Genomic DNA, 12,615 nt, shown 5'->3' with positions numbered 1-12,615 from the left:
CTGGTCCCGGCTCACCCGGGCAAGGCCCGCGGTGCCGCGCCGAGCATGCGGTTGTCGCTCGTCCCGTACGGCTGACGGGCAACAACCGCATGCCCGAGCCGCCAGGACCGATGGTCGGCCTTGCGCTGCACGGCCCTCGCCGCGCCGACACGCACGACCCGGGGACCGCCGTCGGCGGACCACGGCTCTACCTCGGCGAACCGGGCCTCTACCTCGGGCGACCACGGCTCTACCTCGGCGCACCAGGCCTCTACCTCGGGCGACCACGGCTCTACTTCGGTGGGCCGGGGGCGAGCACGGCGGGGGGGTGACGGGACGGCTGAGCGGGCGGGGCGGCGTCGGATGTGAAGGGCGTCAAGGCCGCGCTCCTAGAACTCACGCCCGACAGACCACGGTGACGGCGCGGACAGCCCGAGCACCGACGCCGCCCCGCACGCGGACCCAACCACGAACGGCCCGGCCCGGCCCGAGACGGGCCGGGCGACGAGATCAGGCCTCGGCGGCGGCGAGTGCCTTCTCGGCCTCGGCCTGCGCCGCCGCCTCCTGCTTGGCGGCGCGCTTGGCCGCGCGCTTCTCGCCGCGACGCTCGGCGAGCGTGTAGAGCACCGGCACGACGACGAGCGTGAGCAGCGTGGAGCTGAGCAGGCCGCCGATGACGACGAGCGCGAGCGGCTGGGAGATGAACGCGCCGCCGCCGGTGATGCCGATCGCCATCGGGGTGAGCGCGAAGATCGTCGCGGCGGCCGTCATGACGATGGGCCGCAGACGCTTGCGCGAGCCTTCCATGACGGCGTCGTCGAGCGTGCGGCCGCGCTCGCGGTACTGGTTGATGAGGTCGATGAGCACGATCGCGTTGGACACGACGATCCCGACGAGCATGAGCAGGCCGATGAGGGCCGGCACGCCGAGCGGCGTCGCGGTCGCGAGCAGGAGGAGCAGCGCGCCCGTGGCGGCGAACGGGATCGACACGAGCAGGATGAACGGCTGCAGGAGGCTGCGGAACGTCGCGACCATGACGAGGTAGACGATCGCGATCGCGATGAGGAGGGCCAGTCCGAGGTCGGCGAACGCGTCGGCCTGGTCGGACGCGACGCCACCGATCTCGACGGTCGCGCCGCCCTCGAGCTCGAGGCCGTCGATCGCCGTCGTGAGCTCGGCGGTGAGCGCGCCGAGGTCCTGCCCGGCGGGCGTGACGGAGATCGTCGCGCTGCGCTCGCCGTCGACGCGCGTGATCGAGGTGGGCACCTCGACCTCGGCGACCTCGGCGACCTGCGTCAGCGGCACGGGACCGGCGGCGGTCGGGAGCACGACCTGCTCGAGCTCGGCCACGGTCGCGGGCGCCTGGCCCGCGAGCACGCGCACCTGGACCGGACCGTCGCCGAGGTTCACGGTGCCGACCGGCGCCGGGGACATCGCCCCCGCGACCGTCCCGGCCACCTGCGTCTCGGTGAGCCCGACGGCGGCGGCCGCGTCGCGGTCGACCGTCACCTGGACCGTCGCCTGGGCGGAGGCGAGGTTGTTCGTGACCTGCGCGGCGCCGTCGGTCCCGTCCGCGAGCTCCTGGACGTCGGCAGCCGCGGCGGCGAGGGTCTCGGTGTCGGGGGCGCGGACCACGAGGTCGACCGTCGAGCTGCCGAACGCGGCGTCCGCCCCGGCGACCTCGATGCCCTCGCTCGCCTCGCTGCCCAGGCCGTCGACGGCGTCGCGCACGTCCTGCTGCGCCGCCACTGGGTCGGCGTCGGGGTCGAGCGTGACGGCGAAGGTCGCCGTCGGGGACCCGCCGCCGCCGAAGAACGCCGCCTCGGGACCGCCCGCGGTCCCGACCGTCATCTGCACGGTCGTGACGCCGTCGACGCCCATCAGCGCCTCCTCGACGTCGCGCGCGGACGCGTCCTGGGCGTCGAGCGACGTGCCCGGCGCGAACGACTCGGTGACGGTCAGGGTGTCCTGGCCGGTGTCGCCGAGGAAGTTGGTCTCGAGGCGGGGGACCAGCGCGAGCGTGCCCGCGAGGATCGCGACGGAGACCGTGATGGTGATGACCGGGTGGCGGAGCGCGGCGCGCAGCGTGGGCAGGTACCCGCGCTGCCACAGGCCGCGGCGCTCCTTCTCCTCCGCCGTCGCGCGGGCGCGCTCGCCCGCGAGGCGTGCTGCCTCGGGGTCGGCCGGGACGGGCGGGGACTTGATGAACCAGTACGCGAGCACCGGCACGATCGTCAGGGCGACGAAGAGCGAGGCGAGCATCGCGATGGCGACGGTCACCGCGAAGGGGCGGAACAGCTCGCCGACCATGCCTCCGACGAGCGCGATGGGCAGGAAGACGGCGACGGTGGCCACGGTCGACGACGTGATCGCACCGCCGACCTCCTTCACGGCCCCGACGATCGCGCCGCGCTTCTCCTCGCCGTAGGACAGGTGCCGCTTGATGTTCTCGATGACGACGATCGAGTCGTCGACCACGCGCCCGATCGCCACGGTCATGGCGCCGAGGGTGAGGATGTTCAGCGTGTAGCCCGTGGCGTTCATGACGATGAACGTCACGAACAGCGACAGCGGGATCGAGACCGCGGCGACGAGGGTCGAGCGCAGGGACGCCAGGAAGAGCAGGATCACGACGACGGCGAACACCAGTCCGAGCAGGCCCTCGGTCGCGAGCCCCTCGATGGACTCCTCGATGAACGGCGCCTGGTCGAAGACGACCTCGACGCGCACGTCCTGCGCCTCGAGCACGCCGTCGAGGTCCGCGATCGCGTCCTGGACGGCGTGCGAGACCTCGACGGTGTTGCCGGCGGGCGTCTTGGTGATCGCGACGGCGAGCGCCGTCTCCCCGTCGAGGCGGGAGTACGACGTCGCGGGCTCGGGTCCGGCGGTGACGGTCGCGACGTCGCCGAGCGCGACGGGCGGGGTGCCGGGCGCGGCGGCCGGCGAGAGGAGCGGCAGCGCGGCGAGCTCGTCGACGGTCGTGACGGCGGTGCCGACCTGCACGCTGAGCGTCCGGTCGCCCTCGCTCACGGTGCCCGCGGGGATCACGACGCCGTTGTCCTGGAGGATCGTCGTGACCTGCGCCGGGCTCAGCCCGGCCGCGGCGAGCGCGGCGACGTCGAGGTCGATCGTCACCTGCTGGTCGGCGACGCCGCTCACCGCGACGCTGCGCACTCCTTCGACGTCCTCCAGCACGGGGACCACGCTCGACTCGACCGTCTCCGCGAGGTCGGCGTCGTCGGCGCCGCCCGAGACGGCGAGCTGGATCACCGGGAGGTCGTCGATCGAACCCGTGACGACCTGCGGCTCGACGTCCTCGGGCAGCTGCGACTGCAGGCGCGTGATCGCCGTCTGCAGCTGGGACGCGGCGGAGTCCATGTCGGTGCCGTAGGCGAACTGCACCGTCGTCACGGACATGCCGGTCGACGACGTCGAGGTCACGTCCTCGACCCCCTTGACGGCGCGGGCCGCCGTCTCGACCGGGACGGTGACCTGCTGCTCGACGATCGCGGGCGCCGACCCGGGGTACACCCCCACGACGGCGGCCGTGGGGATCTGGAGGCTCGGGATCAGCTCCTGCTTGAGCGCTCCCATGCTGACGACGCCGAAGATCGCGATCGCGACCGTGGCGAGCGCGACGAGCGCACGGTTGGCCAGCGACAGCCGGGCAAGACGAGACACGGAGCCTCCAGGGGTTCCAGGTCGGGTGGGGAGACGACGTCGGCGTCGCAGATTTCGTGAGCCTAACGCGAAGCATCTGGCGATGGTTCCCCGGTCCTCCCACCGTGCTCGGTGAGAGTCTGCGCCGTGACGCAGCCCGAGCGCCCGGCGGACCCGGACCCTGCCGACGACGAGCGCGCCGCGCTCGTCCGGCGGTTCCACGACGCCCAGGGCCGGCTCGCCGAGCTGCTCCTGGGATCGTGGACCGGCTGGAGGCCGCCGGCGCCCGACCTACCTGAGTCCTGTCGGGCGGGTCGGACCTCTGCCAGCTCCCCTCCGCCACGGTTCCCTCGCGGGCAAGGAGCCTGTCAGGTCGAACACCTGCATCGGGCAGGCAACTGTCTGTAAGGTGCACGCATGAACGTTGCGGGGGGAAACGATCTCGCCGCGCAGGAGGCGCTCGGTGCGATCGAGCTCGAGGTGGCCCAGCTCCAGCGCCGCGCCGAACACACCGGTGCGGCGGGCTCGTCCGGGACGTCCCCTCGGGGCGGGACGCTCGACCGCTCGGGGTACCTCCTGCTCCACGCGCTCGACACCCACGGGGTGCAGGCCGTCAGCACGCTCGCCGAACGGCTCGGGCTCGACGCGTCGACGGTGACCCGGCAGGTCGCGGCACTCGAGCGTGCGGGCCACGTCGGCAGGGCGCGCGACCCGCACGACGGACGCTCCGTCGTCGTGCGGCCGACGACCGACGGCCTCGACGAGCTCGCGCGGCACCGTGCCGCCCGGACCGAGCTCTACGCGGACGTCCTGGGCAGCTGGTCTCGCCTCGATCGCTCGCTGCTCGCCGAGCTCCTCGGCCGCCTCAACGCCGACCTCGACGTGCACCGACGCCGACGCGACGACGGCTGAGGCCCGCGCGGCTCACGGCGTCGGGAGCGACCAGCGCACCAGGCGGGTCACCGCCGCGCCGGCGGGCCTCGCCAGCCTGCGGGGGATCCCTCGGACGTGCGGCATCCCGTCACGGGCCCAGGCGGGCAGCGACTCGCGGGCCGCGAGCGCGAGCCCTGCGTAGAGCGGGCGGGCGGCCCGCGGCAGGGGTGGCTCGACGAGCAGGAACCGCGCGGCGTCGAGCGCAGGCGGCGAGAGCGTGAGCTCGTCGCGGTAGCCGTCGACCGCGGCGTCGAGCGTCCGTCGGGTCAGGGGCGCCTCCTGGACCCCGAGACGACGCCCGACGACGGCCGCCTGCGCCACGTACTCGTCGCAGCCCGAGGCGTCGAGCGGGCGACGCCCGAAGGTCTGGTGCGCGACGAGGAAGCTCTGCGTCTCAGCGACGTGGACCCAGCGCAGGAGGTCGGGGTCGCTCGCGGAGTAGGGCCGGCCGTCGGCGGCGCGGCCCCGCACCCGCTCGTGCACGGCGCGGACGGCGTCGACCGCCCGCTCCGCGTCGTCCGCCGTGCCGAAGGTCGTGACGGCGATGAACGTCGACGTGCGCTGGAGCCGGCCCCACGGGTCACCCCGGAAGCCCGAGTGGGCCGCGACGCCGGCCATGGCGAGCGGGTGCAGGCTCTGGAGGAGCAGCGCGCGCAGGCCGCCGACGAACATGGACGCGTCCCCGTGGACCCGCTGGATCGGTGACCCCGCCGCGAACCAGCGCGGGCCCGGCGTCTCGTGGATGCGGGCCCGCGTCGCGGCCGCGTCCGGCCCGGCGATCCTGCGGAAGATCGCCTCCTCGGCAGCGCCCCGTGCCCGCTCGACGACGTTCTCCATGCCCCGATGCTCGCACCCGGTGCGCGCCCCTGCCTCACAGGCCCGGCGACCTCCAGAAGAACTCGCTCGCGCACCCGTTACGGATCCAGATCCTCGACCTGCTCTCGACCCACGGCGCGCTCACCGCGAGCCGGTTGGCCGGCCTGGTCGGCGAGTCGAGCGGGTCGACGAGCTATCACCTGCGCCAGCTCGCCCGGCACGGCTTCGTCCGTGAGATCCCCGGGAGAGGCACAGGCCGGGAGCGGTGGTGGGAGCGTTCGCCCGGGGGCTTCACCGTGAGCCTCCCCGACGACCGCGCCGACGCCGACACGGCATCGACGCTCGCGGGCACGATGGTCAGCCGCGAGTTCGAGAGCGCCCGCGCGCGCAAGATCCAGGCGTTCCTCGACCGGTCCCCGCCGAGCTGCCCTCGCGGTGGCTCGACGGCGCACGCCTGTCGACCGCGAGCATGTGGCTCACGGCGGAGCAGATGGACGAGGTCGCCGAGGCCTGGGACGCGTTCGACGCGACCCTGCGCCGGTTCCAGGGCCAGGAGCACGTCCCGGGCGCCCGCCCCGTTCAGGTCCACTTCAACGTCTTCCCCACGATCGACGGCAAGGAGAACCCCTCGTGAGCGCCTGCTCCCCCACCCTTCCGCGCACGTCGGACCTGCGCGGGACCGACCGTTTCCTCGTCCACGTCGGGTCGAAGCTGACTGACCTCGGCCGCCGACGCGCCGCCGCGCGCGCCCGTGCGCTCGACGCCCGGCGCGCTGCCGTCGTCGTCTCGACGGCGGCCACCTCGCTCGAGGCCGGCCCCGGCACCGCGCTGGACACGGCGAGCGAGCGCAACCAGGACCGCGCCGCGATGTCCCGAGTGTCCCTCCTTCCCTGAAAGTCCCGTGATTCCACCCGCCCGGGGAGTCCTCCCCATCGACGGGCGCCCGATCTGCTCGGTTATCCTCGTGTGGGCGTTCTGTGGGCACGAGCGCGCATCCCTCACCTGACGCCACCCGGCGCGACACGGCTGGACTGCGCGAGTGCCCCGAACCACGGACTGAGGGAGCATCGGTGGGTCTTCTCACGAGCATTCGCGAGCATCGTCGTGCGGTGGCGTCGGTGAGCACGGTGACGGTGTTCTCGACGGCGTTGGTGGGCCTGGCCATCTTCTACGAGGGCGAGGCGACGGCGGACGTCGACCTGAACGACTCGGGCGTGTGGGTGACGAAGACGTCGGCCGGGCTGCTGGGGCGGTTCAACTACGAGTCACAAGCCCTCGACGGATCGCTCGTGGCCGGGAGCGGGTCGTTCGACGTGCAGCAGGACGAGGGTCGGGTGCTGCTCGACGACGCGGGCGCCGGGACGGCGTCGCCGGTCAACGTGGCGCACCTGAAGCTGGACGGTCAGGTCCGCCTCCCGGCGGGGGCTCAGGTGGCATCGGGGGGTGCGACGACGGCGATCCTCGACGGCGAGGAGGGCCTGCTGTGGGTGCTCCCCTTCGACGGGGCCACGTCGTTCGACGCGGAGAAGCTGGACCCGACGGCGGAGGTCGGGGGCGAGGGTGCGCTCACGGTGTCCGGGGACGGGACGGTGTTCGTCGCCGTGCCCTCGACCGGGACGCTGTGGACCGTCGCCACCACCGACAAGGGCGCGGTCGAGGGCGAGCCTGCCTCGTCGTCGCTCTCGGTGGGCAAGGGCTCCGAGGTCGAGGTGACGGCGGTCGGCGGAGACCCGGTCGTCCTGGACCGGTCCGCGTCGACGCTGGTGCTGCCCGGCGGCACGTCGGTGCCGATCGAGGGCGGGGACGAGGCGCGGCTCCAGCAGCCGTCCGACTCCTCCGAGAAGGTCGTCGTCGCCACGGCGTCCGGGCTCGTGTCGCAGCCGTTGAAGGGTGGCGACGCGCAGACGCGCGCGGCCCAGGGGACGCCGGCCGCGCCCGTGCAGCTGGGCGCGTGCACCTACGGGGCGTGGGGGACGACGGGCCAGGTGATCCGCGACTGCGCCGGCACTGACCGTGACGTCGACGAGCGCCTCGAGGGGATCGACCCGCAGACCCGGCTCGAGTACCGGGTGAACCGGCACGTGATCGTGCTCAACGACCTGTCGGCCGGGACCCTGTGGATGGCGGCGGACGAGTACCAGAAGGTCGACGACTGGGAGCTCGTGATCCCGGAGGAGGCGGAGGGCGAGGAGTCGGACGCCGAGCTGACCAACCCCGAGCAGGTGGACCAGTTCATCGCCGACCGGACGCAGCCGAACAAGCCGCCGCAGCCGAAGGACGACAGCTTCGGGGTGCGCCCGGGCAGGACGACCATCCTCCCGGTCCTGGGCAACGACGTCGACCCGGATGGCGACGTCATGACGGCCTCGCTCGCGGGCGACTCGCCGGACAACGCCACGGTCCAGGCGATCATGGGCGGGGCCGCCGTGCAGGCGGTCGTGCCCGAGGATGCGGAGGGCGCGAGCTCGTTCCGCTACTCCGTCTCCGACGGCCGTGGCGGCGTCGCCGAGGCCGGCGTGAGCCTGAAGGTCTCGCCCTGGGGCGAGAACGCCGCCCCGGAGCAGACCGGCGACCCGGTGCTCAAGGTCGCGCAGGGCGGTGAGGCCACCATCAAGGTCCTGCCCTACTTCAAGGACCCCGACGGCGACGACCTCTACCTCGCCTCCGCGACGGCCACCGTCGCCGGCGACGACGTGCGCTCGCGCCCCGACGGCACGGTCGAGTTCCGCGACGGCGGCGGGTCCACCGGCCGCAAGATCGTCACCCTGCTCGTCTCCGACGGAGAGCTCTCCTTCGAGGGCAAGCTCCTCGTGGACGTGGTGCCCGGCCCGCAGCCGCCGGTCGCGGTCAACGACCACGTCGTGGTGCCCGCCGGCCAGCCCGTGACGGTCGAGCCGCTGCGCAACGACACGGACCCGAACGCCGACGAGCTGCGCCTGGCCTCGGTCTCCGAGTCGGCTCCGGCCGAGATCACCCCCAACTACGACGCCGGCACGTTCACCTTCGTCTCGATGGAGCCGCGCTCTTACGACCTGTCCTACCAGGTGACCGACGGCCCCAACGCGACCACCGGGCTCGTCCGCGTGGACGTGCTCCCGCCGTCGGCCGCCGAGGGCGCCCCGATCGTCGTCACGGACACCGCGCTCCTGCCCACGGGCGGCAAGACGCTCGTGGACGTGCTGGCCAACGACACCGACCCGGCCGGCGGCGTGCTCGTGGTCCAGTCCGTGCGCGTTCCCGACGACGCCGGCGTGTCGGTCGCGATCCTCGCGCACCAGATGCTGCGCATCACCGAGATCCGGCGCCTGGACGGCCCCGTGACGATCGAGTACACGGCCTCCAACGGCACCGAGACGGCGACCGGCCAGGTGCGGGTCATCCCCGTGCCCGCCCCGACCCGGCTGCAGCCGCCCAACGCAGCAGCCGACGAGGTCACGGTCCACACGGGCGACGTCGTGACGATCCCCGTGCTGAAGAACGACACGCACCCCGACGGGCTGGAGCTGTTCCTGCAGCCCGAGCTCGAGCAGGGCGTCGAGGCCGAGCTCGGCGAGGCGTTCGCCTCCGAGGACACGCTGCGCTTCAAGGCAGGGGCCGAGGCCGGCACGGCGTACGCGATCTACCGGGTGCGCGACGCCAACGGGCAGGAGGACTCCGCCCAGGTCACGATCCACATCCGCGACGACGAGGACAACGCACCACCGCAGCCGCGCGAGATCGAGGCCCGCGTGCTCTCGGGCGCGAGCGTGCGCGTCGCGGTCCCGCTCGACGGGATCGACCCCGACGGCGACTCGGTCCAGCTGACGGGGATCGCGTCGCCCGCGTCGAAGGGCACCGCGAGCGTCGTGGACGGGTACCTCGAGTACGCCGCGTCGAAGAACGCGACGGGCCACGACACGTTCACCTACTCGGTGCTCGACGCGCGCGGCGCGACGGCGACCGGCACGGTCCAGGTCGGCATCGCCCGCCCGGCGGAGGCGAACCAGTCCCCGGTCGCGGTGGACGACGAGGTCACGGTCCGGCCCGGTCGGACGGTCGCCGTCGACGCCCTGACCAACGACACCGACCCCGACGGCGACCAGGTCGGCCTCGTGCCTGCCGGGATCGAGGACACGCACGACATGGACGCCGAGGTCGTGACCGACCGCGTCGTCATCACGAGCCCGGCCGAGGACGGGTCGTACACGTTCTACTACGCGATCCAGGACACCTACGGCGCCCGGGCGACCGGCGCGATCACGGTGAACGTCGCGGCCGACGCGCCGCTGCAGCCACCCGTCGCGCGCGACGACGCGGTCCCGGTGGAGGACATCCTGGGCAAGACCGAGGTCACCGTCCCGGTGCTCGACAACGACGACGACCCCGACGGCGCGGCGACCGAGCTCACCGTGACCAGCGACGCGACGACGGCGAGCGTGACCGACGACGGCGAGCTCGTCGTCACCCTCGGCGAGGCCCGCCAGGTCGTCACCTACACCGTGACCGACATCGACGGCCTCACCGCCAAGGCGTTCGTCAAGGTCCCCGGCCTCACCGACCAGGCACCCACCCTGCGCCCGGGCATCACGCCGCTCGAGGTCAACAGCGGGGAGCCGCTGCCGATCGACATCACCGACTACGTCCTGGTCGTCGAGGACCGGACCCCGCGCCTGACCACCGAGGACAAGGTCACGGCGCTCGAGGGCACGCGCGAGGTCACCTCGACCACGGAGATCACCTACACCTCGAACGCCGGGTACGTCGGCCCGGCGGCCGTCACCTTCGAGGTCACGGACGGCTCCGGACCGGACGACCCCAACGGGAACACCGCGCTGCTCACGCTGCCGATCAGCGTGATCCCGCCGGAGAACCTACCGCCGGAGCTCGGCACCCCGACGCTGGACGTCGCGGCGGGCGAGGAAGCCTCGGTCGACCTCGCGCGCTTCGCCACCGACCCCGACGGGGACGCGCTGTCCTTCAAGACCAGCGGGGGCGCGGCGGGCGTCACGGTCACCCTCGAGGGCAGCACCCTGCACGCCCAGGCCACGCCCGAAGTCCCCAAGGGCTCGGTCGTCCAGGTCCCGCTCACCGTGACCGACGGCGAGCACCCGCCCGTCGAGGGCACCGCGACCCTCACGGTCGTCGCGTCCACCCGCCCGCTCGCACGCGCCAACCAGGACACCGTCGACGACGCCCACCAGGGCAAGCCCACCACCGTCGACGTCCTCGCCAACGACTCCAACCCCTTCCCCGACACCCCGCTCGAGCTCGTCGGCGCGGGTGTCGAGACCGGCCAGGGGGACGTGACCTACGCGGGGAACGACGTGACGGTCACGCCGGCGGACGACTTCGTCGGCGTCATGGTCATCACCTACCGCATCCAGGACGCGACGAAGGACGCCGACCGCATGGTCGAGGGCCGCGTCCAGGTCAAGGTGCTCGGCAAGCCGGAGGCGCCCGCTATGCCCACGGTCGAGGAGGTGCGGTCCAAGACCGTCGTGCTGTCCTGGGACCCGCCGAACAACAACGGCGCCGACATCACCGGCTACACCGTGCGCTCCCAGAACGGGTACGAGAAGGCGTGCGGCACCACCACCTGCACCCTCGACGGGCTCACCAACAACGTGAAGTACACGTTCACCGTGTTCGCGACCAACGCCGTCGGCGACGGACCCGCCTCTCCGGCCTCCGAGGAGGCGCGTCCCGACGAGAAGCCCGACCCGCCCGCCGCCCCGACCCTCGAGTTCGGCGACAAGTCCCTCACGGTCGCCTGGACGAACAAGGCGTACACGGACCGGTCCGCGATCGAGACGGTCGACCTCGAGATCTCGCCGGCCCCGCCGAGCGGTGCGATCCAGATGACGTCTCTCGCGGGCACCCAGGTCGTGTGGACGGGGCTCGAGAACGGCGTCGCCTACCGCGTCCGCGTCAAGGCGTACAACCAGGCACCAGACCCCTCGGAGTGGGGCGAGTACTCGGACGAGATGGTGCCCGCCGGGGTGCCGGAGGTGCCGGGGGCGCCGAGCGCCGTCCGCGCCGCGGACACCCCGCTCAACGGTGGCTCCATCGACGTGTCGTGGGAGCAGCCGAACGAGAACGGCGACGCGATCAATCCCTACCGCCTCCAGCGGTACAAGAACGGCGCGGCCGACGGCCCAGCGCTCGAGCTCACCGGGCTGAGCCACAAGGCGACCGGCCTCGACAACGAGTCGTCGTACTCGTTCACGGTCACGGCCGAGAACAAGGCGGGCGAGACCGCTCAGAGTGCGAGGTCGGCGGCCGTCGTGCCGTTCGGACGTCCCGAGGCGCCACCGCAGCCGAGCGTGCAGAACGTCGGCTCCGCGTCACAGAACAGCGGGATCCCGCGAGTGTCGTGGGGAGCGGCCGACGCCAACGGCAGCCCCGTCACGTCGTACACGGTCAAGGTATCTCCGGGTGGTGCGACCAGGCAGGTCAACGGGACGTCCGTCGACTTCACGGACCTGACCCCCGGGTCGTACACCTTCACCGTCACTGCGACGAACCAGGGCGGGACGTCGACCTCGAGCCCGGCGTCGCCGTCGATCAACGCGTACCAGAAGCCCATCGCCCCGGGGATCAGCCCGAACAAGACCGGCGCGACGTCCGGCACGTTCACCATCACGGCGCCGTCGTCCAACGGCGGAAGCGGCGTCACCCAGTACAACTGGCAGCTGTCCGGAAGCCAGAACACGTCCGGTAGCGGGACGACCGTCAACGTCGGCAGCGACTACGACCAGAGCTTCACCCTCATCGCGCAGGCGTGCAACGCCGCCGGGTGCGGCCCGTGGAGCGGTACCAGCACGATCAACACGGACCCGAGGCCCGTCCCGCCGACCATCTGGGTGACCCGTGGCCCGCAGAGAGACACCGGAAGCTCCGGCGACTGCAACGACTACATGTGCACCGTGTTCCGGGTCAACGCGAATGCGACGTTCCCCTCGGGCGAGTACAGGTTCGAGTGCTACTGGGACGGCAACAGCGTCTCAGGCAACTCGTACTCTGCCTGGCTCAACGCGGGCAGCTACGTCGACCTGCCGTGCATCCTGGGCAACCCGTACGGCGGCGCCTCGGGACGAGCGCCCCAGGTGTGGGTGAGCATCTCTCCTGCTCCCGCCGGGATCGTGGTCCAAAACAGGAGCTGGCCCATCATGTGACGGATCTGAGACCCGATCTGCCGTCGGCGAATGTGCCGACGGCAGATCGGCGCCTCGGTCGGCATCACGCCCA

7 protein-coding genes and 1 pseudogene are annotated in these 12,615 nt (G+C 72.7%); 6 read left to right on the top strand and 2 right to left on the bottom strand.

Translation table 11 applies throughout. The annotated features are described in order from the left end of the window. On the top strand, positions 1-311 hold a 311-nt coding region (locus AC4H2H_RS13550; RefSeq protein WP_494371335.1), incomplete at its 5' end, for a hypothetical protein. 178 nt (positions 312-489) lie between these two features. Here the strand turns inward: AC4H2H_RS13550 and AC4H2H_RS13545 are convergent. Next, positions 490-3,660: an efflux RND transporter permease subunit gene (locus AC4H2H_RS13545; RefSeq protein WP_494371334.1), complete on the bottom strand. Its 3,171-nt coding sequence runs from the start codon at positions 3,658-3,660 to the stop codon at positions 490-492. Between the two features lie 396 nt (positions 3,661-4,056). Here AC4H2H_RS13545 and AC4H2H_RS13540 point away from each other — a divergent pair, with 396 nt between their 5' ends. Then, positions 4,057-4,551 carry a MarR family winged helix-turn-helix transcriptional regulator gene (locus AC4H2H_RS13540; RefSeq protein ID WP_494371333.1) on the top strand — a complete coding sequence of 165 codons (495 nt, stop codon included), beginning with the start codon at positions 4,057-4,059 and terminating at the stop codon, positions 4,549-4,551. A gap of 12 nt (positions 4,552-4,563) precedes the next feature. Here the strand turns inward: AC4H2H_RS13540 and AC4H2H_RS13535 are convergent, their stop codons facing one another. Further along, positions 4,564-5,409, bottom strand: a complete 846-nt coding sequence (locus tag AC4H2H_RS13535) for an oxygenase MpaB family protein (RefSeq protein WP_494371332.1) — start codon at positions 5,407-5,409, stop codon at positions 4,564-4,566. On the opposite strand from AC4H2H_RS13535, the pseudogene AC4H2H_RS13530 reads away from it, so the two are divergent. The 4 genes and pseudogenes from AC4H2H_RS13530 to AC4H2H_RS13515 all read left to right on the top strand — a co-directional run. Further along, positions 5,385-5,612, top strand: a pseudogene (locus AC4H2H_RS13530) (helix-turn-helix domain-containing protein); the annotation flags it as partial. The gene AC4H2H_RS13535 and the pseudogene AC4H2H_RS13530 sit on opposite strands and share 25 nt — an antisense overlap. A gap of 245 nt (positions 5,613-5,857) precedes the next feature. After that, on the top strand, positions 5,858-6,022 hold the full coding sequence (locus AC4H2H_RS13525; RefSeq protein ID WP_494371337.1) for a hypothetical protein: 165 nt from the start codon (positions 5,858-5,860) through the stop codon (positions 6,020-6,022). After that, positions 6,019-6,282, top strand: coding sequence for a hypothetical protein (locus AC4H2H_RS13520; RefSeq protein ID WP_494371336.1), 264 nt, complete (start codon positions 6,019-6,021; stop codon positions 6,280-6,282). Before AC4H2H_RS13525 ends, AC4H2H_RS13520 begins: the two co-directional genes overlap by 4 nt. A 224-nt stretch (positions 6,283-6,506) precedes the next feature. Beyond that, on the top strand, positions 6,507-12,542 hold the full coding sequence (locus AC4H2H_RS13515) for an Ig-like domain-containing protein (RefSeq protein ID WP_494371331.1): 6,036 nt from the start codon (positions 6,507-6,509) through the stop codon (positions 12,540-12,542). The last annotated feature ends 73 nt before the right edge of the window (positions 12,543-12,615 follow it).

It is taken from the genome of Cellulosimicrobium sp. BMG9.22 (assembly GCF_059159975.1).
This window is presented reverse-complemented; position numbering and strand designations above follow the sequence as displayed.

Excerpts from the sequence above, each read along its gene's own strand:
- AC4H2H_RS13535 (WP_494371332.1), bottom strand. The coding sequence starts at position 5,409 with ATGGAGAACGTCGTCGAGCGGGCACGGGGCGCTGCCGAGGAGGCGATC.
- AC4H2H_RS13540 (WP_494371333.1), top strand. The coding sequence starts at position 4,057 with ATGAACGTTGCGGGGGGAAACGATCTCGCCGCGCAGGAGGCGCTCGGT.
- AC4H2H_RS13525 (WP_494371337.1), top strand. The coding sequence starts at position 5,858 with ATGTGGCTCACGGCGGAGCAGATGGACGAGGTCGCCGAGGCCTGGGAC.